This is a genomic window from Mesorhizobium sp. P2_E10 (genome assembly GCF_056404235.1).
The window spans coordinates 166746-189535 of sequence record NZ_JBFUEK010000004.1 but is presented as its reverse complement, the minus strand read 5'-3'; the positions used below and the strand labels follow the sequence as shown (position 1 = coordinate 189535).

At 64.2% G+C, this 22790-nt stretch carries 24 protein-coding genes; 12 read left to right on the top strand and 12 right to left on the bottom strand.

Translation table 11 applies throughout. The annotated features are described in order from the left end of the window. Positions 1-2: 2 nt before the first annotated feature. Complete coding sequence (locus AC1D0N_RS12880) at positions 3-728, bottom strand: GntR family transcriptional regulator (RefSeq protein ID WP_477244356.1); 726 nt, start codon at positions 726-728, stop codon at positions 3-5. A gap of 321 nt (positions 729-1049) precedes the next feature. On the opposite strand from AC1D0N_RS12880, the gene AC1D0N_RS12875 reads away from it, so the two are divergent. Beyond that, positions 1050-2135 carry an SIP domain-containing protein gene (locus AC1D0N_RS12875; protein WP_477244354.1) on the top strand — a complete coding sequence of 362 codons (1086 nt, stop codon included), beginning with the start codon at positions 1050-1052 and terminating at the stop codon, positions 2133-2135. A 10-nt stretch (positions 2136-2145) separates the two neighbouring features. Here the strand turns inward: AC1D0N_RS12875 and AC1D0N_RS12870 are convergent, their stop codons facing one another. Further along, entirely contained in the window at positions 2146-2916 is a 771-nt protein-coding gene (locus tag AC1D0N_RS12870; protein ID WP_477244352.1) for an IclR family transcriptional regulator domain-containing protein, read from the bottom strand. Positions 2917-3025: 109 nt separating this feature from the next. Between AC1D0N_RS12870 and AC1D0N_RS12865 the strand changes: the two genes are divergently transcribed. Genes AC1D0N_RS12865 through pcaF form a run of 3 tightly spaced genes read left to right on the top strand, consistent with a single transcriptional unit; the run spans position 3026 to position 5881 of the window. After that, complete coding sequence (locus AC1D0N_RS12865) at positions 3026-3883, top strand: CoA transferase subunit A (protein WP_477244350.1); 858 nt, start codon at positions 3026-3028, stop codon at positions 3881-3883. After that, the gene (locus tag AC1D0N_RS12860; RefSeq protein ID WP_477244349.1) at positions 3880-4674 is read left to right on the top strand and encodes a CoA-transferase subunit beta; all 795 of its coding nucleotides are present in this window, start codon (positions 3880-3882) and stop codon (positions 4672-4674) included. The genes AC1D0N_RS12865 and AC1D0N_RS12860 overlap by 4 nt, the downstream gene beginning before the upstream one ends. A 1-nt stretch (position 4675) precedes the next feature. After that, positions 4676-5881 carry a 3-oxoadipyl-CoA thiolase gene (gene pcaF, locus AC1D0N_RS12855; RefSeq protein ID WP_477244347.1) on the top strand — a complete coding sequence of 402 codons (1206 nt, stop codon included), beginning with the start codon at positions 4676-4678 and terminating at the stop codon, positions 5879-5881. 12 nt (positions 5882-5893) lie between these two features. On the opposite strand, the gene pobA is transcribed toward pcaF, so the two are convergent. Genes pobA through pcaD form a run of 6 tightly spaced genes read right to left on the bottom strand, consistent with a single transcriptional unit; the run spans position 5894 to position 10702 of the window. Further along, positions 5894-7066, bottom strand: coding sequence for a 4-hydroxybenzoate 3-monooxygenase (gene pobA / locus AC1D0N_RS12850; protein ID WP_477244345.1), 1173 nt, complete (start codon positions 7064-7066; stop codon positions 5894-5896). Next, positions 7066-8118, bottom strand: a complete 1053-nt coding sequence (locus AC1D0N_RS12845; RefSeq protein WP_477244344.1) for a 3-carboxy-cis,cis-muconate cycloisomerase — start codon at positions 8116-8118, stop codon at positions 7066-7068. Before AC1D0N_RS12845 ends, pobA begins: the two co-directional genes overlap by 1 nt. 9 nt (positions 8119-8127) lie before the next feature. Then, on the bottom strand, positions 8128-8742 hold the full coding sequence (gene pcaG, locus AC1D0N_RS12840; protein WP_477244343.1) for a protocatechuate 3,4-dioxygenase subunit alpha: 615 nt from the start codon (positions 8740-8742) through the stop codon (positions 8128-8130). Continuing rightward, positions 8742-9497 (bottom strand): protocatechuate 3,4-dioxygenase subunit beta, encoded by a 756-nt coding sequence (gene pcaH, locus AC1D0N_RS12835; RefSeq protein WP_477245008.1) that lies wholly within the window; start codon positions 9495-9497, stop codon positions 8742-8744. The genes pcaG and pcaH overlap by 1 nt, the downstream gene beginning before the upstream one ends. Next, positions 9487-9891, bottom strand: a complete 405-nt coding sequence (gene pcaC / locus AC1D0N_RS12830) for a 4-carboxymuconolactone decarboxylase (protein ID WP_477244341.1) — start codon at positions 9889-9891, stop codon at positions 9487-9489. Before pcaC ends, pcaH begins: the two co-directional genes overlap by 11 nt. Position 9892: 1 nt before the next feature. Continuing rightward, positions 9893-10702 (bottom strand): 3-oxoadipate enol-lactonase, encoded by an 810-nt coding sequence (pcaD, locus tag AC1D0N_RS12825; protein WP_477244339.1) that lies wholly within the window; start codon positions 10700-10702, stop codon positions 9893-9895. A 94-nt stretch (positions 10703-10796) separates the two neighbouring features. Here pcaD and pcaQ point away from each other — a divergent pair, with 94 nt between their 5' ends. The 8 genes from pcaQ to AC1D0N_RS12785 all read left to right on the top strand — a co-directional run bounded on the left by pcaQ (position 10797) and on the right by AC1D0N_RS12785 (position 19025). Beyond that, a complete protein-coding gene (gene pcaQ, locus AC1D0N_RS12820; RefSeq protein WP_477244337.1) occupies positions 10797-11714 on the top strand; it encodes a pca operon transcription factor PcaQ in 918 nt (305 codons plus the stop codon). Positions 11715-12001: 287 nt separating this feature from the next. Continuing rightward, positions 12002-13306 carry an ABC transporter substrate-binding protein gene (locus AC1D0N_RS12815; protein ID WP_477244335.1) on the top strand — a complete coding sequence of 435 codons (1305 nt, stop codon included), beginning with the start codon at positions 12002-12004 and terminating at the stop codon, positions 13304-13306. Between the two features lie 21 nt (positions 13307-13327). Then, the gene (locus AC1D0N_RS12810) at positions 13328-14071 is read left to right on the top strand and encodes an ABC transporter ATP-binding protein (protein ID WP_477245006.1); all 744 of its coding nucleotides are present in this window, start codon (positions 13328-13330) and stop codon (positions 14069-14071) included. Continuing rightward, positions 14068-14796, top strand: coding sequence for an ABC transporter ATP-binding protein (locus AC1D0N_RS12805; protein ID WP_477244333.1), 729 nt, complete (start codon positions 14068-14070; stop codon positions 14794-14796). The genes AC1D0N_RS12810 and AC1D0N_RS12805 overlap by 4 nt, the downstream gene beginning before the upstream one ends. After that, positions 14793-15683, top strand: a complete 891-nt coding sequence (locus AC1D0N_RS12800) for a branched-chain amino acid ABC transporter permease (protein WP_477244331.1) — start codon at positions 14793-14795, stop codon at positions 15681-15683. Before AC1D0N_RS12805 ends, AC1D0N_RS12800 begins: the two co-directional genes overlap by 4 nt. After that, positions 15680-16750 carry a branched-chain amino acid ABC transporter permease gene (locus AC1D0N_RS12795; RefSeq protein ID WP_477244329.1) on the top strand — a complete coding sequence of 357 codons (1071 nt, stop codon included), beginning with the start codon at positions 15680-15682 and terminating at the stop codon, positions 16748-16750. The genes AC1D0N_RS12800 and AC1D0N_RS12795 overlap by 4 nt, the downstream gene beginning before the upstream one ends. 2 nt (positions 16751-16752) lie before the next feature. Beyond that, on the top strand, positions 16753-17538 hold the full coding sequence (locus tag AC1D0N_RS12790; protein WP_477245004.1) for a coniferyl-alcohol dehydrogenase: 786 nt from the start codon (positions 16753-16755) through the stop codon (positions 17536-17538). A 41-nt stretch (positions 17539-17579) separates the two neighbouring features. Beyond that, complete coding sequence (locus AC1D0N_RS12785) at positions 17580-19025, top strand: aldehyde dehydrogenase (RefSeq protein WP_477244327.1); 1446 nt, start codon at positions 17580-17582, stop codon at positions 19023-19025. A gap of 21 nt (positions 19026-19046) precedes the next feature. Here the strand turns inward: AC1D0N_RS12785 and AC1D0N_RS12780 are convergent, their stop codons facing one another. The 4 genes from AC1D0N_RS12780 to AC1D0N_RS12765 all read right to left on the bottom strand — a co-directional run bounded on the left by AC1D0N_RS12780 (position 19047) and on the right by AC1D0N_RS12765 (position 22728). Beyond that, on the bottom strand, positions 19047-19904 hold the full coding sequence (locus tag AC1D0N_RS12780; protein ID WP_477244326.1) for a sugar phosphate isomerase/epimerase family protein: 858 nt from the start codon (positions 19902-19904) through the stop codon (positions 19047-19049). 3 nt (positions 19905-19907) lie between these two features. Further along, positions 19908-20684, bottom strand: a complete 777-nt coding sequence (locus AC1D0N_RS12775; protein ID WP_477244324.1) for an ATP-binding cassette domain-containing protein — start codon at positions 20682-20684, stop codon at positions 19908-19910. Continuing rightward, positions 20681-21673, bottom strand: coding sequence for an ABC transporter permease (locus tag AC1D0N_RS12770; RefSeq protein WP_477244322.1), 993 nt, complete (start codon positions 21671-21673; stop codon positions 20681-20683). The genes AC1D0N_RS12775 and AC1D0N_RS12770 overlap by 4 nt, the downstream gene beginning before the upstream one ends. A gap of 65 nt (positions 21674-21738) precedes the next feature. Then, positions 21739-22728: a sugar ABC transporter substrate-binding protein gene (locus AC1D0N_RS12765; RefSeq protein ID WP_477244320.1), complete on the bottom strand. Its 990-nt coding sequence runs from the start codon at positions 22726-22728 to the stop codon at positions 21739-21741. Positions 22729-22790: the final 62 nt, after the last annotated feature.

The following is a 22790-nucleotide window of genomic DNA, read 5'->3' as shown; positions in this document are numbered from 1 at the left end:
CTCTAGAATTCCATATGCAGCGCGAAATGCGCCGGGTTGAGCAGGCTGGTGACATATTCGATCGGCCGCCCGTCGGCGGCGCGCGTCAGCCGGCGGCCGCGCAGGAAAGGCGTGCCCAGCGGACAGGACAGGATGGCGGCGTCCTCGGCGTTCAGCATTTCGATCTCGACCCATTCCTCGCCATGGTCGGGCACGAGCCCGGCGTCGCGCAGCGTCTGGTGCAGGGACCCCTCGCGCAGGCCGCGCAGCGGCACATCTTCAAGCTCGGGCGACAGCGGCAGGCGGCTGCGCTCGATGGAGATGGCATGGCCGTCATCGGCATTGGTGCGGACACGATCGACGGCGATGAAGAACGGGCTTTCGATGCCGAGCCGCGCGGCGAGATCGGCATCCTCGATGACCTCGAGCCGCAAGGTCCGGGTCTGGGCATTGGCGCCGGCATTGGCCAGTGCGCGCGACCAGCCGATGCTGTCATCGACCGGCATGCCGTCGAAAGTGACGAAGGAGCCGATGCCGACTTTGGTGGTAATCAGCCCGCGGCTCGACAGTTCCTCGAGGCCTTTGCGGACGGTGTTGCGGCTGACGGAAAAGCGCTGGACGAGTTCGTTTTCGCTCTGCAGGCGGTCGCCGAAACCGAGCACGCCGGAGCGTATTTCCTGCTCGAGAACGGTCGCGATCTGTTCGGGCTTGCCCGTTCCGGGAGACAACAGAGCCGCACGACGCTTCATATTGATACCTGTTCAATGTACCTGTTCAGTCCTGTTCAATAACCGATGTGAACGGTGACGTCAATTGCGAGTTGCCGCGAAACGATCTGCGGTCTCTTACGCTGCCGTCGGTCGCTTCCCACATCCGGATAGAGCGCATGGACCAAGTCGCGGATCGCATCCTGTGCGAGATGCTTCTTCGATGATCGCGGTGGTCTATAAATTAAAGTTGACTCGAGACATCATGTTTTAATATGTGACCCGTCATGGCGGCATCGAGCCGGTTCGCCAACTTGCGCACCAGGCTCGATTTGGACTGGCAGGCAGGCTCGGAGGCTGAGCATGACGGAAGCATCGGCAAGCGGACTGAGCTGCGAGGCGCGGCTGAACCTGCGTCATCTCCCGCACTACATCGGCCGCATCAGCGACAGGCTGCAAAGCTTCGAAGCCGATGCGACGCGGGATGGCCAGCGGCTCGACTTCCGCTTCGCCTTTGGCGGCGCCTCCTTCGACATGGAGCGGCTGGTGATGCGCGCCAGTGCCGCCGATCGCGACGGCCTTGCTCGCATCAAGGACCTGCTCGCCACCGCGGTCGAAGTCTATGCCAAGGACGAAAACCCGGAGATCGTCTGGACCGGCGATCTCGCCGGCGAGACGCGCCTCGCGCAGTTTCGTGAGATGGTGGTGACCGATGTCACCGACCTCACCCCGCATATGCGCCGCATCCGCCTCGCCGGCGAGGATCTCTTACGTTTTGCCAAGTTCGGCGGCATGCACATCCGCATGCTGTTCCCGACCAGGCAGGTCCCCGATCCACTCTGGCCGGTGCTCGGCGGCAATGGCCTGCCTGTCTGGCCGTCGGACGACAGGCGCCCAGTGGCGCGCGTCTACACCATCCGCAGGCTCGACGTGGACAAGGGTATTGTCGACGTCGATTTCCTCATCCATCCCGGCGACAGCGTCGGCTCGGCCTGGGCCGCGCAAACGGCACCCGGCATGAAAATCGGCATTATGGGGCCGGTCGGCCGCCCGGTGCGGCAAGCCTCCTGGTATCTGATGGGCGCCGACGAAACCGGCCTGCCGGCGTTGGCGCGATTGCTGGAGAATTTGCCCGCCGAGACCAAAGGTGTCGCCTTCGTCGAGATTGCCGATGATGGCGAGAGACAGCATATCGACAACGCCACCGGCATCGAATTGCACTGGTCTACGAGAAACGGTGTGCCGGCCGGCACCGATGAAAAACTGGCGCGCGCCGTCCAGTCGGTGTCATGGCCGCGGGGCGGTTCGGCCTTCGGCTGGTTCGCCGCCGAAGCGGCGGCGGCAAAAATCGTTCGCGAACACTGGCGCGGCACGCTGGCGCTCGGTCGCGACGAGACACTGGTTGCCGCCTATTGGCGGCGCGGCGCGGCAGGATTGATGGCCAACTGATCTCGCTTCGTCAAACGAAGAAAAACTCCTCGATGCGCTGTTTCGCGACTAGCAGAGCGGGCAGGATCTCTTTCTCCATCTCCTTCACGGAGAACCGCGCCGACTGGGTCGAAACATTGATCGCCGCCACTGTTTGCCCGGTCCGATCGGTGATCGGCACGGCGATCGAGCGCAGGCCGAGTTCCAGTTCTTCATCGACGATGGCAAAACCATCCGCTTTCGCCTTGGCGATGGCTTCGGCCAGCGACCGCCTGTCGGTGATCGTCTTCGGCGTCCGTCTCTCTATCTTTGCCTGGGCAACGAAGGTTTGCAGTTCGTCAGGCGCAAGACCTGCAAGCAGGACGCGCCCCATCGAGGTGCAGTGCGCCGGAAGCCTGGTACCGACATCGAGCGACACGCTGAGAATGCGCCGTCCCGGCACACGCGCGACATAGACGACATCTTCGCCCGACAGCACCGCCGCATTGCAGGCTTCGTCGAATTGCCCAGCCACCTCGCGCAGGATGGGCGCTGCGAATGTCCACAACGACGCGCCGCCGAGCCAGGTGCGCGCGACAGTCAGCAGGCGTGGCGAGAGCGAAAACAACCGGCCGGACTGCGTCGCATAGCCGGTGGCCACCAGCGTCAGCAGGAACCTGCGCGCGCCGGCACGGGTCAGCCCGGTCTCCTCCGCCATTTCGGTCAGCGTCATACCGGCGGGATGGGTGGCCAGTATTTCCATGACCGCAAGCCCGCGCTCGAGCGAACCGACATGATCACGTGAAGCCGCTTCATCGTCCATGCCACCTCCAAAATCCCAGGATTGACTCGACATCACTGGCTGTCGTAAAAGTATCTCATACAAAACATTTGTTCGCAATACGAACTTTTTGGATGTTGGAGTTCCTGCGATGGTCAAATTCCTGCCACTCAGCCAGGCTGTGGCCGAGAACCTGCATGATGGCGATGCGGTTGCCTTCGAAGGCTTCACCCATCTGATCCCGACGGCAGCCGCGCATGAGGCCATTCGCCAGGGATTTCGCGACCTGACATTGATCCGCATGACCCCGGACCTGATCTACGACCAGATGATCGGCATGGGCATGGCGAAGAAGATCATCTTCTCCTATCTCGGCAATCCCGGAGTCGGCCTGTTGCGGCGCGCCCGCGATGCCATCGAGAACGGTTTTCCGCGCACCCTCGAGATCGAGGAGCACAGCCATGCCGGCATGGCCAATGCCTATGAGGCGGGTGCGGCCGGCATGCCTTGCGCCATGTTCCGCGGCTATCGCGGCGCCGGCCTGGCGGCGGTCAATCCGAACATCAAATCGGTCACTTGCCCGTTCACCGGCGAAGAGCTTGCCGCCGTTCCTGCGATCCGCCCCGATGTCACTTTCATCCACGCCCAGAAGGCCGACAGGAAAGGCAATGTGCTGGTCGAAGGTATCATCGGCATCCAGAAGGAAGCCGTGCTGGCGGCAAGGCGCGCGGTGGTGACGGTTGAGGAAGTGGTGGACAGTTTCGACGATTTGCATCCCAACCTGACCGTGCTGCCGCGCTGGACGATCGCTGCGATTTCCGTCGTGCCCGGCGGTTCGCACCCGTCCTACGCGCATGGCTATTATGGGCGTGACAATGCCGCCTATCTGGAATGGGACGAAATCGCCGCCGACCGTGAAAAATTCCAGTCGTGGATGCGGGCGAACGTCATCGAGAAAAGCGCCGACGATTTCGCGGCGAGAGTCGAACATCTGAGGCAAGCGGCATGAGCGACCTGGGCTTCACCCCCAACGAGATGATGACCATCGCTGCCAGCCGCGCGCTGAGCAATGACGATGTCTGCTTCGTCGGCATCGGTGCGCCGTCCGCTGCCTGCAACGTCGCGCGGCTGACGCATGCGCCCGACATCACGCTGATCTACGAAAGCGGCACCATCGGCACTGCGCCGGACGTGCTGCCGCTGTCGATCGGCGACGGCGAACTCTGCGAAACCGCCATCACCACCGTCGCGGTGCCGGAGATGTTCCGCTACTGGCTGCAAGGCGGCCGCATCTCGATCGGCTTCCTCGGTGCTGCCCAGCTCGACAAGTTCGGCAACATCAACACCACGGTCATTGGCAATTATCTTCACCCGAAGACCCGGCTTCCCGGTGGCGGCGGTGCGCCGGAGATCGCGACGTCGTCGAAGGAAGTCTACATAACCATGGCGCAGACCAAGCGCGGCATGGTCGAGAAGATCGACTTCTTCACCTCCTTCGGCCATGGCGAGGGCGGCGACCATCGAAAACGTCTCGGCATCGATACCGCTGGGCCGACGCTGCTGATCACCGACCTCGCCATCTGGAAGCCGGATCCGGTGACCAAGGAATTCACCGTGGTGTCGCTGCATCCCGGTGTCTCGCGCCTTGAGGTGCAGGAGACCTGTGGCTGGATCGTAAAGTTCGCCGAGGCGCTTGACGAAACACCGGCGCCAAGCGAACTCGAACTGAAGACATTGCGCGACCTGCAGGCCCGCACCAAGGCGGCGCATGAGGGGACCGGAAAAGCAAAGGCTGCATGACATGGCCGAGGCCTATATCTGCGACTACATCCGCACGCCGATCGGTCGCTTCGGCGGCTCACTGTCATCGGTCCGCGCCGACGACCTCGGCGCGATCCCCCTGAGAGCTTTGGTCGAACGCAATCCCGGCATCGACTGGCAAGCGGTCGACGATGTCGTCTATGGCTGCGCCAACCAGGCCGGCGAGGACAACCGCAATGTGGCGCGCATGTCCCTGCTGCTGGCCGGGCTGCCCCAGGATATCTCCGGCTCGACCGTCAATCGCCTCTGCGGCTCCGGCATGGATGCCATCATCATCGCCGCCCGCGCCATCAAATCAGGCGAAGCCGAGCTGATGATCGCAGGCGGCGTCGAGTCGATGAGCCGCGCCCCCTTCGTCATGCCGAAAGCCGACACGGCGTTTTCGCGCAATGCAGAGATCTACGACACCACCATCGGCTGGCGTTTCGTCAATCCGCTGATGAAGAAGCAGTATGGCGTCGATTCCATGCCGGAGACCGGCGAGAACGTGGCGGAAGACTTCGCCGTCTCCCGTGCGGACCAGGATGCCTTTGCCGTGCGTAGCCAGGACAAGGCGGTCGCGGCACAAGCCAGTGGCCGGCTGGCGAAGGAGATCACGCCGGTGACGATCCCGCAGCGCAAGGGCGATCCGGTTGTTGTCTCGAAAGACGAGCATCCTCGCGCCGGCACGACGGTCGAGTCGCTGGCGAAACTGCCGACGCCGTTTCGGCAAGGCGGCACGGTCACCGCCGGCAACGCATCCGGCGTCAATGACGGCGCCGCAGCGCTGATCGTCGCCTCCGAAGCGGCGGTGAAGAAATACGGCCTGACGCCGATCGCCCGCATCCTCGGTGGTGCTGCCGCGGGCGTGGCGCCGCGCATCATGGGCATCGGACCGGCGCCGGCGACGCAAAAGCTGTGCGCGCGGCTCGGGCTGACGCCAAAGCAGTTCGATGTCATCGAGCTCAACGAAGCCTTTGCCTCTCAGGGCATCGCCGTGCTCCGCCAACTCGGCATCGCCGAGGATGCACAGCACCTCAACCCGAATGGCGGCGCCATCGCGCTCGGCCACCCGCTCGGCATGTCAGGCGCGCGCATATCAGGCACGGCAGCGCTGGAGCTGCGCGAACGCGGCGCCCGCTATGCGCTCGCCACCATGTGTATTGGCGTCGGCCAGGGCATCGCGATCGCCCTGGAACGGGTTTGATATCCCGCAGTCTTAGTAAGGCAGGCCGACATAGTTCTCAGCCAGCGCGGTCGATGCCGCCTGCGAATGCACGAGATAGTCGAGCTCGGCTTCCTGGATGCGCTGGCCGAAGTCGCCGGTGTCGGAGAAGCGGTGCAGCATCGTCGTCATCCACCAGGAAAAGCGCACTGCCTTCCACACCCGCGCCAGCGCCTTGCCCGAATAGGCGTCGATACCGGCGCGTGATTTCTCCAGATAGAATTCGCGAAGCCCGGCAAAGAGATAGCGCACGTCGCTGGCGGCAAGGTTGAGGCCTTTGGCCCCGGTCGGCGGCACGATATGGGCGGCGTCGCCAACCAGGAACAGCCGGCCGAAACGCAGCGGCTCGGCAACGAAGGAGCGCAGCGGCGCGATCGATTTCTCGAAGGACGGTCCGGTAGTGACCGCAGCTGCCGTCTGCGGCGGCAGGCGGCGGCGCAGCTCATCCCAGAAGCGGTCGTCCGACCACGCCTCGACCTGATCATCGAGCGGACATTGCACATAGTAGCGGCTGCGGTGCGTCGAGCGCATCGAGCACAACGCAAAGCCGCGCTCGTGATTGGCGTAGACCAGTTCGTGATCGGCCGGCGGCACTTCGGCCAATACGCCCAGCCAGCCGAACGGATATTGCCGTTCGAACGTCTTCAGCGCCCCTTCGGGCACCGACTTCCGGCTGACGCCATGATAGCCGTCACAGCCGGCGATGAAGTCGCAGTCGATGCGATGGGTGACGCCGTCCTTTTCGTAGGTGACGAAAGGTGCGGCGCCGTCGAAATCATGGAGAGCGACATTCGCCGCCTCATAGATTGTGACGAGCCCAGCCGCGTCGCGCTTGTCCATCAGATCATGCGTCACCTCCGTCTGGCCGTAGACGGTGACGTGCTTGCCGCCGGTCAATGCCGTCAGGTCGATGCGGTGCAGGCGGCCGTCGAAGGCGAGCGAGATGCCGGCATGCGGAAGCCCCTCGGCATGCAGCCTGGTTGCCGCGCCAGCCTGCTCAAGCAGCTCGACAGTGCCTTGTTCGAGCACGCCGGCGCGCACGCGGGCCAGCACATGCTCGCGGCTCGAACGTTCGAGGATGACGGTCTCGACGCCGATGCTGGCCAGCAGTTGCCCCAGCAGCAAGCCGGATGGTCCCGAACCGACGATGACAATTTGCGTGCGCATCAGTTTCCGAGGCTTTCGATCTGCGCGGCCAGTTCGGCGGCAAGCCTGAGCGAGGCCGCCGCCGCCACGACCATTTGCGGCAGCAGCAGCCATTCGAGCGTCCAGGCCGCGCCCGACCGCTCCTGCTCATGCACCAGCGCCTGATGCATGCCGGACAGCTGCGTAGCGTTGAAACGAACCAGCGCCACCAGCACCTCGGCCTTCACCGGGTTCTGCTTGTGCGGCATGGCCGACGAGCCGCCGCCGCCGGAAAGCTCGATCTCGGCGCCGCCTTGCGCTATCAGCGCAATGTCTTGCCCGAACTTGCCGAGACTGCCGGTCACCAGCGACAGCCAGCCGGCGAAGTCTGCCAGCGTATCGCGCTGGCTCTGCCATTGCGGCGCATCGCCAAGGCCGAGCCGGGTGGCGAGAGCCGCGCGCACGGCTTGCGCCTTATCACCAAGCTTTTCCAGCGTGCCTGCGGCCCCACCGAACTGCACCACCAGCAGGCGCCCAGACTGGTCTGACAATCTTTTTTGATGTCGCTGCAGCGGCGCCAGCCATGCCCTGACGCGATCCGAAACTCGAATAGGGATCGCCGGCTGCATGCGTGTCATTCCGGTCAGCGCCCTGCCCCCGAAACGCTCATCAAGCGCCGAAAGGCGCACGACGTTTTCGGTTAGAAGGAGACCGAGATGCTCGACCACAGACTTCAGCCGCAGCACCAGCGCCGTATCGATGGCATCCTGGCTGGTCGCGCCGAAATGAACGGAAGCGCCATGCGCTTTGCCGACAGCCATCCGGATCTGGCGCACCAGTTCCGGAACCATGACGCCATCCTTGGCCACGCCGGCACGAAGCAAGCCTGTGTCCGGCCTGAACGAGGACAGTGCCGCAACGATCGCGGCTGCCGCGTCCCTGCCGATAACGCCGTTTTCGGCTTCTGCTTCCGCCAGTGCCCGCTCGAACGCCAGCATCGCGGCGATCTCTGCCTCGACGGAAAAATGCCGCGCGGTTTCCTCGTCGCCGAGAAGGCTGGAAAGCAGCGGATGGTCGAAAGGCGATACGGTCATGTGGTCAGGTCAACTGTCGAAGAAGACCGTCTCCTTGTCGCCCTGGAGGTGGACGTCGAAGACGTAGATGTTGCCCTGGCGCTCGGCGATCAGCGTCGGCACGCGAACGCGGTGCTCGATGCGCGCCAGGATCGGATCTTGCGCATTGGCTTCCGCCTCATCGGAAAAATACAGCCGCGTCTGCAGGCCGATGTTGATGCCGCGGGCGACGATCCACAGGCTGATATGCGGCGCCATCAGGCGCCCGTCCTGGTACGGCACGCGACCGGGCTTGATCGTTTCGAACTCGCACAGGCCCGTTTCCATGTCGGTCGGGCAGCGGCCCCAGCCGAAAAAGTGCGGATCGGCGGCACCGCGCAATTCGGCCGGCGAATTGTAGAGCCCGTCGGCATCGGCTTGCCAGATTTCGATCAGCGCGTCCCTGAGCGGCGTGCCGGTGCCGTCGAGCACCCGGATGCGCAGGCCGATCCGCTCGCCTCTGGTCTTCTCGTTGGCCATCGCACCACCGAGATCGCTGGCATAGACGCCGCCAATGCCGCAGAAATTCGGCGTCAGCCCGATATGCACATAAGGTCCGGCGGTCTGCGAAGGGCTTTCCTTCATCCGTCCGAGCGACTGCGTCATCAATTGCCCTCCGGCCGGTTTTCGAACAGCGAGGAGCGCCGCCCGCGCAGCACGATGTCGAACTTGTAGGCGCGTGCGTCCATCGGGATCGTCGCTTGCATGTCGAGCATGGCGATCAGCGCCTCGACAGCCGCTCTGTCCGCGATGCCGCGCACGATCGGGCATCTCCAGATCAGCGGGTCGCCCTCGAAATACATCTGCGTGATCAGCCGCTGCGCGAAGCCATGGCCGAACACCGAAAAATGGATGTGCGCCGGGCGCCAATCATTGGGGCCATTCGGCCAGGGATAGGGACCGGGCTTGACCGTGCGAAAGGCGTAGCTGCCGTCCTCGCCGGTAATGGTGCGGCCGCAGCCGCCGAAATTCGGATCGAGCGCCGCCAGATAGCCGTCCTTCTTGTGGCGGTAGCGACCGCCGGCATTGGCTTGCCAAAATTCGAGCAGCACGCCAGGAACGCCGATGCCGCGCTCGTCGAGCACGCGTCCGTAGACGATGATGCGCTCGCCGATGGCGCTTTCACCCGGCTTGGCGAAATTGTGGATCAGGTCGGCGTCCAGTTCGCCGAGCATGGCGTGGCCGAAGACTGGCCCAGCGATCTCCGACAGCGTGTTGTCGAACGACAGCAGCGCCTTCTGCGGCGAGCGAAGCACGGAACTTTTGTAGCCCGGCGTCAGCGCCGGCGGATGCCATGTCCGGTCGCGCTGGAAGAAGGCGCCAGTCTCCGGCGTCCGGTCCGAACCGGACTTAGCGGGCATGGACATTCTGGCTTTCGTCCATCTCCGAAAATACCTCCTTGGCAATCTTGAAGGCCCGGTTTGCCGCCGGCACGCCGGCATAGATCGCGACATGCAGGAACGCTTCGCATATATCGTCGCGTGACGCCCCGGTGTTGGCGGTGGCGCGCACATGCATGGCGACCTCTTCATCATGACCGAGGGCCGCCAGCAGCGCCAGCGTCACGATCGAGCGCTCACGCTTGGACAGGCCAGGTCGCGCCCACACGGTTCCCCAGGCCGCTTCGGTGATCAGGTTCTGGAACGGCCGGTCGAAATCGGTGGCGGCATCCTCGGCCCGATCGACATGCGGATCGCCAAGCACGGAGCGCCTGACCGCCAGTCCCGTCTGGTATGTGGTTGTGGTCTCTGACATGTCATCCATGAGTTTGCTTTCGATCGGGAAGCGATGCGACGAAATCGCGGATCAAGGCAGTCAGCGCCTCCGGCTGCTCGACGCAGGGAATGTGTCCGGCATCGCGAATGATTTCGAAGCGTGCGCCGGGGATAAGGTCGGCCAGCCAGCGGACGAGATCGGGACCGGTCGAGCCATCCTGATCGCCGACGACGCAAAGCGTCGGCACGCTGATGCGATGCGCAATTTCGGTGAAATCCGCGTCGCGAACCGCGGCACATGTCCCGACATAACCGACGAGCGCCTGCCTGGTCAGCATGTTCCAATAGCCGTCAAGCTCGGCCACGCGCGCTGAGTGGAAGGCTGGAGTGAACCACGTCTTCAGCACAGCATCGGCGATGGCCTGGATGCCTTTGCTTTCGACCGTTGCAATGCGTGTGTTCCAGCTGTCGGCCGTGCCGATCTTGTGGGCCGTGTCGCACAGGATAAGGCCATCGACGATCTCTGGGCGCCTGGCACAGAAGCCTTGCGCGACTAGACCGCCGACCGACAGGCCGCAAAGCACCACATTCGTCAGCCCGAAATGATCGATGAGGCCGGAGAGATCGTCGACATGATCGTCGAGCGAGCGGATGCCGCCGATATCGGAGAGCCCATGGCCACGCTTGTCGTAGACCAGCATGGGCATTTCCCCGCTCAACTCAGACGACACCGCATCCCAGATCCTGAAGTCGGTGCCGAGCGAATTGATGAACACGATCGGGCGCGTGCTGCGGATCGCCTTGATATGGCGATGGTGCAGCGTGATGCCGCCAATGTTGACGAATGGCACGATTTCGATCCTCCATCTTCACATTGCACTAGGTGTTTGGTTCGGTAAAATGATATTTTGCGCCGTTTCATTAACTCAGAGGTTATGAAAGACCATGGTCGAAAGCCGCATCCGGTTCCGCCATCTGCAGGCCTTCCTCGAAGTAGCGCGCCAGAGGAGCGTTGCCAGGGCAGCCGACTTTCTACATGTCAGCGCGCCCGCGGTGACCAAGACATTGCGGGAACTGGAAGAGGCGCTCGGTGTCGCCGTCGTCGAACGCGACGGTCGCGGCATAAGGGTGACGCGGCTCGGCGAAATCTTCCTTGGTCATGCCGGCACGGCAATCACCGCGCTGAAGCGCGGCGTCGATTCCGTGCGGCAGGATGGGGCAATCAACCGCCATCCGATCCGCATCGGCGCGCTCCCGACCGTGTCGGCGCGGGTGATGCCGCTCGCCATGAGCCTGTTCCTCAAGGAGAATACCGGGGGCGCGATCAAGATCGTCACCGGCGAGAACGCGGTGCTGCTCGAACAGTTGCGGATCGGTGCGCTCGACCTCGTCGTCGGGCGACTGGCGGCGCCGGAAAAAATGACCGGCTTCTTCTTCGAGCATCTCTATTCCGAACAGGTGCTGTTCGTGGTGCGCGCTGGCCATCCGCTGCTGCAGTCGGGTGTGGACGTGTTCGCCAGGCTCGACGAGTTCCCGGTGCTGATGCCGACACGGGAATCGGTCATCCGTCCCTTTGTCGACCGCCTGTTCATCACCAACGGCATGACGGCGCCGGCAACGGAGATCGAAACCGTCTCGGATTCCTTCGGCCGCGCCTTCATGCGCCAGAGCAACGCCGTCTGGATCATTTCGGCCGGCGTCGTGGCCAATGAAATCAGCAGCGGCGCGTTCGTCGCCTTGCGTGTGAACACCGAGGAAACCAAGGGGCCGGTCGGCCTGACGATGCGTACCGACACCGCCCCCTCGCCGGCCTTCTCCATCATGCTGCAGACGATCCGCGAAGCGGCCAGCCAAAACGCCTGAGACACTCAGGCCTCGACGGAAACAGCACCCTCGCCTCGAAGATCTCATAACCCCTGGGTTAGTGAAACAGCGCAAAATATCATTTTACCGAACCAAACGCCTAGTGCACTGTGATTTCGGAGGATCGAAATCGTGCCATTCGTCGGCATCGGCGGCGTACCGCTGCACCGTCGCCGGATCCAGGCGAACGGCAATGCTGCGATCGACGAATTCAATAGGCAGCAGACGCTTTGAACGAACCGGCGGTTCGCCTCAGGGCGCCGCCAGAAAAAGGGAGGACCAACCACATGACTCCAGGCAAATCCATCATTCGCGGCGTCTCGCGGCGCCAGTTCATCGCCACATCGATCGCCGGCGGCGCGGCACTCGCTTTCGGTGGCAGCAAGGCCTTCGCCGCGGGCGACTCGCTCAAGGTCGGCTTCGTCAGCCCGCGCACCGGCCCGCTCGCCGGCTTCGGCCAGACCGACGGCTACGTGCTCGACCTTGCCCGCAAGGCGCTGGCCGGCGGCATCGAACTCGGCGGCAAGAAATACAGCGTCGAGATCCTCGACCAGGATACGCAGTCCGATCCGTCCCGCGCCGGTCAATTGGCCAAGGACCTGATCAACAACCAGGCCATCGACCTAATGCTGGCCGTGTCCACCCCGGAAGTCATCAATCCGGTGGCCGACGCTTGCGAAGCCGCCGGTGTGCCTTGCCTGTCCACCGTCATGCCTTGGGAAGCCTGGTATTTCGGTCGCGGCGCCAAGCCCGGCGAACCGTCGCCGTTCAAGTGGACCTATCATTTCGGTTTCGGCGTCGGCGAGTTCTTCAAGACCTACATCTCGCAATGGAACCTGATCGAGACCAACAAGAAGGTCGGCGTCATGTATCCGAACGACGCCGACGGCAACGCCATCCGCGCCCATCTGGCGCCGCTGCTGGCCAAGGAAGGTTTTACCATCGTCGATCCCGGCGCCTACGAAACCGGCACCACCGACTATTCGTCGCAGATCGCCATGTTCAAGCAGGAAGGCGTCGAGATCTTCAATTCTTTCCCGATCCCGCCGGATTTCGCAGCCTTCTGGCGCCAGGCGGCACAGCAGGGCCTGACGAAGCAGATCAAGATCTGCCAGGTCGCCAAGACCGGCCTGTTCCCGTCCGACATCGAGGCGCTCGGCGATCTCGGCATGAAGATTTCGAGCGCCGCCTACTGGCACAAGGCCTTCCCCTACAAGTCGCCGCTGACCGGCGTCTCCGGAACCGAGCTTGCCGACGGCTACGAGGCGGCGAGCGGCAAGCAGTGGACGCAACAGCTTGGCGCTTCGATGTCGTTGCTCGACGCCGGCTTCGAGGCGCTGAAGGCAAGCACCGACGCCAAGGACAAGGCAGCGGTGGCCAAGGCGCTGAGCACGCTGAAGACCGAGACCATGATCGGCAAGGTCGACTTCACCAGCGGCCCGGTGGCCAATGTGTCGCCCGGCCCGATCATCGGCACTCAATGGGTGGCCGCCAAGGAAGGCAGCAAGTTCCCGCTCGACTATGTTGTGACCGACAACGCCACCGACCCGAAAGTGCCGGTCGAGGCCAAGCTTCTGCCTTACAACGGCTGATGGACCGCTGACGAGGATCGACTGGTGACCCATTCGCAACAACAGGCGATCCTCAATGCCGCCGGCATCCACAAGCGCTTCGGCGCGCTTGTGGTGCTGGACAACATCGATTTTGCCATGGCCGCCAATGAGGCGGTCGGCATTGTCGGCCCGAACGGCGCCGGCAAGACCACTTTGCTCAGCGTGCTCTCAGGCGCTTTTCCGCCAAGTTCGGGCTCGGTCAGCTTCAAGGGCGGCGATGTGACGCCGCTGTCGGCGACCCAGCGTTGCCGGCTCGGGCTGGTGCGCACGCATCAGGTGCCAAAGCCGTTCGGCGGCATGACCACCTTCGAGAATGTCTTCGTCGCGGCGTCGCATGGCGCCGGCCTGGGCCGTGACGAGGCCTATGCGGAAGCGCTGGGCTCGCTGCAGCTGTGCGGCATGCTCGGTGTTGCCAACCGGCGCGCCGAAACGCTCGGCCTGCTCGACCGCAAGCGCCTGGAATTGGCGCGGGCTTTGGCGGCAAAACCGACGCTGCTTTTGCTGGACGAGATCGGTGGCGGACTGACCGACGGCGAAGCCAGCGAACTCGTCGACACCATCAAGGAATTGCGTCGCCGCAAGATCGGCATCATCTGGATCGAACACATCGTGCATATTCTTCTGCAAGTGGCTGAGCGCCTGATCTGCATGGATGCCGGCAAGATCATCGCCGACGGCAACCCGCAAGCGGTGATGGCCGATCCCCAGGTGATCAGCGCCTATCTCGGCGGAGGCCCGAAATGAGCCTGCTGACGGTCGAGAATCTGGTTGTGCGGCACGGCCTGCTGCAGGCGGTGCGCGGCGTCAGCTTCATCGTCGAGCGTGGCCAGACGCTGGCCCTGGTTGGCGCCAACGGCGCCGGCAAGACGACGCTGCTGAGAGCCATCGCTGGCGCGCATCCGGCATCGGGAGGCCGGGTTCTGTTCGACGGCGCCGACCTGTCCGGCGTGCCGTCGCACGGCCGCGTTGGCAAAGGCATTGCGCTGGTGCCGGAGGGGCGAAAACTGTTCGTGCAGATGACGGTCGAGGAGAACCTTCTGCTCGGCAAAACCACTGGGCGGCCTGGCGACTGGAGCGTCGACAAGGTGCTCGACATTTTTCCCAATCTGAAAGCCCGCCGCCATGCCAAAACAGGTCATCTGTCGGGTGGCGAACAGCAAGCAACGGCAATCGGCCGGGCGCTGATGAGCAACCCCGAGCTGCTGCTGCTCGACGAGGTCTCGCTCGGCCTGTCGCCGCTGATCGTCGATCGTGTCTATGCCTCGCTGCAAGGGCTGATCAGTTCCGGCACCACGATCATTCTGGTCGAACAGGACCTCAACCGGGCGCTCTCTGTGTCGGACAAGGTTATCTGCATGCTTGAGGGGCGGGTCGCGCTCGAAGGATCGAGCAAGAGCGTTTCGCGCGACGACGTGACCAAGGCGTATTTCGGCCTGCACAAGGCGAGCGCCGGGAGCGTGCCGGCATGAGCAACCAGATCATCCAGGGCATCCTGCTCGGCGGCTATTACGCGATCATCGCCTGCGGCCTGTCCTTCATGTTTTCGGTGATGCGCATCATCAACCTCGCGCATGGCAGCCTGGCCGTGTTTTCGGCATACGCGCTGTGGCTGCTCGCCTCGCAGTTCCACATCGCGCCGTTGCTCGGCCTGCTCATCGTCCTGCCTGCGATGGCGGCGATCGGCTGGGCACTGCAGCGCTTCCTGCTCGAGCGCAGCGCGCGCGGCGGCGCGCTGTTGCCGATCCTCACCACTTTCGGCCTGGCGATCGTCATCGACAATCTTTTGTTCGAACAGTTCGGCGCCGACACACGCTCGCTGGCGCCCTACATCGGCAGCCTGTCCTACGATTCCTGGGAATGGCCAGGCAGCATCTATGTCGGCAAGCTCGCCGTCATCACCTTCGCCGCCGCCGTGGTGCTGCTGGGCGGGCTGCAACTGTTCCTGACCCGCACCGGGCTCGGCCGCTCGATCCGCGCGACGTCCGAAGATCCTGATACCGCCGGCCTCGTCGGCGTCGACGCGCACCGCGCCAACGCCATTGCCGCATCGATCGCGATGGTCACGGTCGGCCTTGCCGGCGCGTTCCTCGGCATGCGCGCCACTTTCGACCCCTATGCCGGCGCGCCGCAACTGCTGTTCGCCTTCGAGGCGGCGGTCATTGGCGGCGCCGGCTCGCTGTGGGGAACCTTGATCGGCGGCATCGTGCTGGCGCTCGCCCAGACGCTCGGCGCGCAGGTGCACCCGCAAGGTTTTCTGATCGGCGGCCATGTCGCATTCCTGATCGTGTTGTTCATTCGGCTCTCCACTTCGGGCCTTGGCCTGCGTGGCCTGTTGCGCCTGCGGAGCGCAGCATGAGCGCTCCGGCCACCATGCCTGTCATCGAGCGTGGCACGGCCACGTCGCGCATCGCCGCGATTGCTGTCGCCATGATCATCGCCCTGCTAGCCATCGCACCGCAATTCCTGTCAGCAGGCGCGGTCGACAGGATGACCGCGCTTTTCATCTATGTGATCCTGGCTGCGATGTGGAACGCGCTGGCCGGTTTTGGTGGCCTGGTCTCGGTCGGACAGCAGGTCTTCTTCGGGCTCGGCGCCTATTTCGCCATCCGCCTGGCCGATGCCGGCCTCAACCCTTTCCTCGCGCTTTTCGCATCGGGGATTGTCGTCGGTGCAGTATCCATCCCGCTCTCGTTGTTCATGCTGCGGCTGAAGAACGGCGAATTCGCCATCGGCATGTGGGTGATCGCCGCGCTGACGCATCTGCTGGTCAATCTCGACCGGCTGGTGCAGGGCGAAACCGGGACATCGCTGATTTCGCTCAACGTCTATGATGCCGGCACAAGGCGGGCGACAATCTACTGGCTGGCGCTGGCCTCGATGACGGCGCTGCTCGCGACTCTGTTTGGCCTGCTGCGTGGCAGCACGGGTGCGGCGATCCGGGCGATCCGCGACAATGAGGATGCCGCCGCATCGGTCGGCGTGCGGGTCACCGGCACCAAGCGGCTGCTGTTCGTGCTGGCCGCCTTCGGCATCGGCATTGCCGGCGCACTGTGGCTGGCAACTTCCATCACCTTCCAGCCAAAAACCTATTTCAGCGTCCAATGGACCGCCTACATGATCTTCATGGTGCTGGTCGGCGGCATCGGCACATTCGAGGGCGCCATATTAGGCGCGCTGGTGTTCTTCCTCATCGAGACATGGTTCGGCGGCACCGGCGTCTGGTACCTGGTCGGGCTCGGCGCCACGGCGGTGCTGTTCTCGCTGCTTCTGCCGCGCGGCCTGTGGGGAACGATCGAGGAGCGTTTTGGCCTGCGCCTGCTGCCGGTCGGCTATCGCGTCAGGCTGCCCGCAATCGAGACGGGTCTGTCGGGCGACGACTCGCAAGCGTCGCGACAAACCACATCACAGCGGGAGAAGGCGTGAGCATGCTTTTCGGCAAGACCATTCTCATCACCGGCGTCGCCTCCGGCATCGGCGCCCGCACGGCGGAACTGGCGGGACAGCTCGGCGCCGAGGTGATTGGCGTCGATGTTCGTGAACCCACGGGACAGGTCGGCACTTTCGTCAAAGCCGACATTTCGTCGAAGGCCGGCGTCGATGATCTGGTCGCTCGCCTGCCGCAGCGCATCGACGCGCTCTGCAATGTCGCCGGCCTCTCCGGCAACACCGGCGCGGTGTCGACGCTCGCCGTCAACTTCTTTGGCCTGCGGGCGCTTTCGGAGGGCCTGGCGCCAAAGATTCGCGAAGGCGGCGCCATCGTCAACGTCGCCTCGATCGCCGGTTTCGGCTGGCGCGCCAATCTGAACCGCGCCGCCTCGATGGTCGGCATCGAGGGCTTCCCTGATGTCGCCAAGGTGGTCGCCGACCACGCCGTCAAGAACGAGGAAGGCTATCCTGTCTCCAAGGAGTTGCTGCTGTTGTGGACCTTCCGCGCGGCGCACCAGGATCTGTTCAAGAGCCGCGGCATCCGTGTCAATGCGGTCAGCCCCGGCCCGGTCGAGACGCCGATCCTGAAACAGTTCCGCAGTGTGCTCGGCGACGCCCGCGTCGACAGCGACATTGCAAGGGTCGGGCGCGCCGGCACATCCGGCGACATCGCGCCGGTGGTGCTGTTCCTGTGCTCGGACGGCGCACGCTGGGTGAACGGCGCCAACGTGCCGGTAGACGGCGGCCTCGAAGCTTCAATCAACGCCGAAGTGCTCGGCTTCTAAAACCAATGAGAAATGCTCCGACCGGAGCGATGGAGACAGTCATGGACATCGGACTTCTGATCGACGGCGATAAAAGGGATGCGTCCGGTTCGGCGGCCTACGAGCGCATGGACCCGTTCACCGGCAGACTGGCGACGCGCGCCGCAGCGGCGAGCGTGGCCGACGCCAACGCCGCAGTCGAAGCCGCTGCGGCTGCCTTTCCCGCATGGTCGAAGACCGGGCCCGGCGAGCGCCGCGCCCTGCTGACTAAGGCCGCTGACGTGATGGCCTCGAAGGTCGGCGAATTCACCAGGCTGATGATGGAAGAGACCGGCGCCACCGGTCCCTGGGCCGGCTTCAACGTCATGCTGGCCGCCAACATGCTGCGCGAAGCCGCAGCGATGACGACGCAGATCTCGGGCGAGATCATCCCATCCGACAAGCCGGGCACGCTCGCCATGGCGATCCGCCAGCCGGCCGGCGTATGCCTCGGCATCGCGCCGTGGAATGCACCCGTGATCCTCGGCACCCGCGCCGTGGCGATGCCGCTCGCCTGCGGCAACACCGTGGTGTTGAAGGCCTCGGAAATGTGCCCCGGCACGCACCGGCTGATCGGCCAGGTGCTGGTCGAAGCCGGCCTGCCCAAGGGCGTCATCAATGTCGTCACCAACGACCCGAAGGACGCCGCCGGAATTGTCGAGGCGCTGGTAGCACATCCCTCGGTCAAGCGCGTCAACTTCACCGGCTCGACCAAGGTCGGCAGGATCATCGCCGAGCTCGCCGGCCGGCATCTGAAGCCGGCGCTGCTCGAACTCGGTGGCAAGGCGCCACTGCTGGTGCTGGACGATGCCGATATCGACGCCGCGATCAACGCCGCCACTTTCGGCGCCTTCATGCATCAGGGCCAGATCTGCATGTCGACCGAGCGCCTCATCGTCGACGAAAAGGTCGCCGACGAGTTCGTGACAAAACTCGCGGCCCGCGCCTCAAAGCTGCCGGCCGGCGACCCGCGCGGCCATGTCGTGCTGGGATCGCTGATCAGCAGCCAGGCCGCCGACAAGATGGAGGAACTCGTCGCCGACGCGATTGCCAAAGGCGCCAAGCTCGTCGCCGGCGGCAAGCGCACGGGCACTGTGGTCGAGGCGACCTTGCTCGACCATGTCACGCCGTCGATGCGCGTCTATGCCGAAGAATCCTTCGGACCGGTCAAGCCGGTGATCCGGGTCAAGGGCGAGGACGAGGCCGTGCGTGTCGCCAACGACACCGAATACGGCCTGTCGTCAGCGGTGTTCAGCCGCGACATCAAACGCGCCATGGCCGTCGCCGCCCGCATCGAAGCCGGCATTTGCCACATCAATGGCCCGACCGTCGGCGACGAAGCGCAGATGCCGTTCGGCGGCGTCAAGGGCTCCGGCTACGGTCGCTTCGGCGGCAAGGCCTCGATCGCCGAATTCACCGACTTGCGCTGGGTGACGATCGAGGATCCGAACCAGCACTATCCGTTCTGAACGGCGTGGAAGGGCCGATGGCTATCTGCCCAACGTCAGCCCAGCCCTCCTCGCTTCCCCACGCAGGAACGGCAGCCCGACCTCGATGACGTCGCTCGGATTGTCGGCCACCGGCCGCCACACGGCGAGCCCGCCGGCGATGTCGACATCGACGTGGTTCATGCTTTCGAGCGTAATCGGGCCGGTGTAGCCGATGGCGGCGATCGCCTGCATGCAGGCCGCCCAGTTGAGCATGCCGCGCCCCGGCACGCCGCGATTGGCCTCCGAGACATGGACATAGCCGAGATAAGGTGCCGCCGCCGCGAAGCCGGCGGCAAAGCTCTCCTCCTCGATATGCATGTGGTAGGTGTCGAGATGGATGAAGATGTTGTCGGCGCCGACGCGCTCGATGATCCTGACAGCATCGATGCCGCGGTTGATCAGATGCGTCTCGTAGCGGTTGCAGGGTTCAATGCCGAGCTCCAGCCCATGCGCTTTTGCCGCCTTGGCGGCGCGCCGCAGGAAGCGGCACATGCCGTCGATTTCACCGGCCGTCGGCGCGCGGCCTGACGTCTTGCCGATCGTGCCATAGGTGACGCCGCCGAGTGCAGCACTACCCACCGCTTCGCACACCTCGAAGGCCGGTTCGAGGAAAGCCAGCGCCTCGTCCGGCCGCTCGACAACATCGAGCGCGCGCGGCAGGCCGAGCGACGGGATGAGCTCGACGCCCTGGCGTTCGGCGAAGGCGCGCGTGCGCTTGGTGTCGATCTCCTCGGGTCGCAGCAGTGGGATTTCCAGCAGGCCGATGCCGAGTGCCTTCAACCGCTCCATCTGCGGTTCGATCAGGTCAAGGTCCCAGACCGGCGCGATGGCGAAAGTGTGCAGTCCAAATGTATTCATCGGTCAGCCTCGTTGTTCATGCGCCGCGGCGGCACTGATGTCGCCGCCGCCGACGATGCGGCTGACGACTTCGTTCATGTTGGTCCTGGCGGTGGTCAGGTCTGCCTCGGCCCGGCCGTGGCGCAGCACGACAATGCGGTCGGTGACCGACAGCACGTCGTTCAACCGGTGCGAGATGAGGATGACGGCGATGCCTTCCGACTTCAACCGGCGGATCAGGTCGAGCACGCTCTGCACCTCGCGCACCGCAAGCGCCGCCGTCGGCTCGTCCATGATCACCAGCTTGGGGTTGAAGGTCAGCGCGCGCGCGATCGCCACCGTCTGCTGCTGGCCGCCGGAGAACGAACCGACCGACCGGTTTATCGATGGCAGATGCGCCCCCAGCCGCTCGATCATCTTCGCCGCCTGGCGGTCCATCTCGGCCTTGTCGACAAAGCCGGGAATCAGCCCGAACAATTTCTTCGTCGGCTCGCGGCCGAGGAAGATGTTGGCGGCGACGTCCTGCTGCTTGGCCAGCGACAGATCCTGGTAGATCATCTCGATGCCAAGCTCGCGCCGCTGGCCGGGATCGAGCGGCAAAATATCCTTGCCGTCGAGCTCGATCGATCCAGCATCGGCCCGGTAGATGCCGGTGATGGTCTTCATCAGCGTCGATTTGCCGGCGCCATTGTCGCCGACGAGGCCGACCACTTCGCCCGCCTCAATCGAAAGGTCGACGCCATGCAGCACGTCGACGGCGCCAAAGCTCTTGCGAATGCCGTGCAGGGTGAGAAGGGTCATACGCGTGACTCCTTGCGCACCTGGTACTGGTCGATGAACACCGCCAGGATCAGCACGGCGCCGATCGCCATCTGCTGGTAGTAGGATTGCACGGCAAGTAGCGTCAGCCCGTTCTGCAGCACGCCCATGATCAGCGCACCGATCATGGTGCCGAGGATCGAGGCGCGGCCACCGAACAGATTGGTGCCACCGATGATCGCCGCCGTGATGGCGGTCAATTCGTAGTTGATGCCGGCGGTCGGATCGCCGGCGTTGACCCGGGCGGTGAACAGCAGACCGGCAAGGCCGGCGAGCGCCCCTGACAGCGTGTAGATGATGCGGCGATGGCGTTCGACGCGGATGCCGGCGGCGCGCGCAGCACCTTCGCTGTCGCCAAGCGCCAGCGTATGGCGGCCGAAGCGCGTGTAGGCGAGTACGCAATGTGCCAGGAGAGCTGTTAGCACCAGCAGGATGACCGGCATGGGAATGCCGAACGGCCGGCCCTGCCCGATATAGACGATCGCCGCCGGCAATCCGTAGATCGCCCTGCCCTGCGAAATGATCAAAGCGAGGCCACGCGCCATGCCGAGCATGCCGAGGGTGACAATGAAGGCGGGCACGAAGGCGCGGGTGACCAATTGCCCGTTGATGTACCCTGCAAGCCCGCCGGCAAGGATGCAGGCAACGACCGCGAACACCGAGGGCCAGCCGAGATTGACGGCGACGAAGGCGCCGGCGACGCCGGCCAGCCCCATGACCGAGCCGAGCGACAGGTCGAGCCCGCCGGAGCCGATGACGAAGGTGGCGGCAATGGCCAGCACGCCGATCGTCGACGTCGCCAGCAGAATGTTGAGAAAATTGCTGAGCGACAGGAAATACGGCGACAGCACTGCCATCGCCGCGCTCAGCGCCAGCAGCACCACCAGCGACTCCAGCCGAATATGAAGTCGTTCGACGGACGCGCGCTGCACCCGAGCCCAGAAACCGGGCCGCGCCATTTCAGAAGCCATCTTGCCTCACCTTCAAAAAAAGTGGCTGGCGCAGGCTAAACCCGCGCCAGCCCAGTCCGGGAGGACTATTTCACGTATTCGAGCATCGGCTCCTTGCCGGCGTCGATCACTTCCTTGGTCAGCACCAGCGTCGGCACGGCGATGCTCTCCTCGACCTTGTCACCGGCGAGCGCCTTCTTGACGTTCTCGACCGCCTGCTTGCCGACGAGATAGGGAAGCTGCGCAACGGAAGCGTTGAGCCGGCCTTCCTTGATCGACTTGACCGCGTCCGAATTGCCGTCGACCCCGATGATCGTAACCTGCTCGCCCTTGCCGGCCGCATAGATCGATTCCACCGCGCCCAGCGCCATGCCGTCATTGGCGCAGAAAATGGCGACGAGGTCGGGATGCGCGGTCAGTGTGTCGGTGGCGATCGAGGCCGCCTTGTTGCGATCCCAGTCACCCGGCAGTGAGGCGACGATCTCCAGCCCGGGCGCCAGTTCCTTGAGCTTGTCGGCAAAGCCCTTGGCGCGCTTCTCGCCGGTGATGTTGCCCGATAGGCCTTCGATCACCAGCACCGGACCCTTGGCATCCTTGCCGAGTTTCGACACCAGATACTCGGCGCCTTGGCCGCCGGCCGCGACATTATCAGAGCCGATGCGGAAGGCGATCTTGATTCCTTCCTTGTCGAGCACCGCCGGATCGAGATTGCCGTCGAGATCGACGACCTTGACACCGGCGTCCTGTGCCGCCTTCAGGCACGGCAACAGGTTGGTCGAGTTGATCGCCGCGGTGATCATCGCCACCGGCTTGCGCTCGAGCATGGTGTTGCAAAGGTTGAGCTGCGGCTCGGCCGCCTGGTCACTGTCGGCCGCCTGCTGGAAATATTTCACACCGGCCTCCTTGGCGCCGTCCTCGACGCCCTGGCCCATCGCACCCCAGAACGGGTTGGCCAGCGTCTTCATCAGCACGCCATATTCGCCGTCCTCGGCCTTGGCCACACTGACGGCGGAAAGCGCCATCGCGACGCCAAAAGCCAAAGTAAATCGATTTATCTTCAATGCGAGTGATGTCATTTCGTTTCTCCTCCGGTTGATGTCACGCGCCGCGAGCCAAAGCCAGGTCCGGCGCTTCTGGT

Coding starts and splice junctions, on each gene's coding strand:
- AC1D0N_RS12880 (WP_477244356.1), bottom strand. CDS start 728: ATGAAGCGTCGTGCGGCTCTGTTGTCTCCCGGAACGGGCAAGCCCGAA.
- AC1D0N_RS12875 (WP_477244354.1), top strand. CDS start 1,050: ATGACGGAAGCATCGGCAAGCGGACTGAGCTGCGAGGCGCGGCTGAAC.
- AC1D0N_RS12870 (WP_477244352.1), bottom strand. CDS start 2,916: ATGGACGATGAAGCGGCTTCACGTGATCATGTCGGTTCGCTCGAGCGC.
- AC1D0N_RS12865 (WP_477244350.1), top strand. CDS start 3,026: ATGGTCAAATTCCTGCCACTCAGCCAGGCTGTGGCCGAGAACCTGCAT.
- AC1D0N_RS12860 (WP_477244349.1), top strand. CDS start 3,880: ATGAGCGACCTGGGCTTCACCCCCAACGAGATGATGACCATCGCTGCC.
- pcaF (WP_477244347.1), top strand. CDS start 4,676: ATGGCCGAGGCCTATATCTGCGACTACATCCGCACGCCGATCGGTCGC.
- pobA (WP_477244345.1), bottom strand. CDS start 7,066: ATGCGCACGCAAATTGTCATCGTCGGTTCGGGACCATCCGGCTTGCTG.
- AC1D0N_RS12845 (WP_477244344.1), bottom strand. CDS start 8,118: ATGACCGTATCGCCTTTCGACCATCCGCTGCTTTCCAGCCTTCTCGGC.
- pcaG (WP_477244343.1), bottom strand. CDS start 8,742: ATGACGCAGTCGCTCGGACGGATGAAGGAAAGCCCTTCGCAGACCGCC.
- pcaH (WP_477245008.1), bottom strand. CDS start 9,497: ATGCCCGCTAAGTCCGGTTCGGACCGGACGCCGGAGACTGGCGCCTTC.
- pcaC (WP_477244341.1), bottom strand. CDS start 9,891: ATGTCAGAGACCACAACCACATACCAGACGGGACTGGCGGTCAGGCGC.
- pcaQ (WP_477244337.1), top strand. CDS start 10,797: ATGGTCGAAAGCCGCATCCGGTTCCGCCATCTGCAGGCCTTCCTCGAA.
- AC1D0N_RS12815 (WP_477244335.1), top strand. CDS start 12,002: ATGACTCCAGGCAAATCCATCATTCGCGGCGTCTCGCGGCGCCAGTTC.
- AC1D0N_RS12805 (WP_477244333.1), top strand. CDS start 14,068: ATGAGCCTGCTGACGGTCGAGAATCTGGTTGTGCGGCACGGCCTGCTG.
- AC1D0N_RS12800 (WP_477244331.1), top strand. CDS start 14,793: ATGAGCAACCAGATCATCCAGGGCATCCTGCTCGGCGGCTATTACGCG.
- AC1D0N_RS12795 (WP_477244329.1), top strand. CDS start 15,680: ATGAGCGCTCCGGCCACCATGCCTGTCATCGAGCGTGGCACGGCCACG.
- AC1D0N_RS12790 (WP_477245004.1), top strand. CDS start 16,753: ATGCTTTTCGGCAAGACCATTCTCATCACCGGCGTCGCCTCCGGCATC.
- AC1D0N_RS12785 (WP_477244327.1), top strand. CDS start 17,580: ATGGACATCGGACTTCTGATCGACGGCGATAAAAGGGATGCGTCCGGT.
- AC1D0N_RS12780 (WP_477244326.1), bottom strand. CDS start 19,904: ATGAATACATTTGGACTGCACACTTTCGCCATCGCGCCGGTCTGGGAC.
- AC1D0N_RS12775 (WP_477244324.1), bottom strand. CDS start 20,684: ATGACCCTTCTCACCCTGCACGGCATTCGCAAGAGCTTTGGCGCCGTC.
- AC1D0N_RS12770 (WP_477244322.1), bottom strand. CDS start 21,673: ATGGCTTCTGAAATGGCGCGGCCCGGTTTCTGGGCTCGGGTGCAGCGC.
- AC1D0N_RS12765 (WP_477244320.1), bottom strand. CDS start 22,728: ATGACATCACTCGCATTGAAGATAAATCGATTTACTTTGGCTTTTGGC.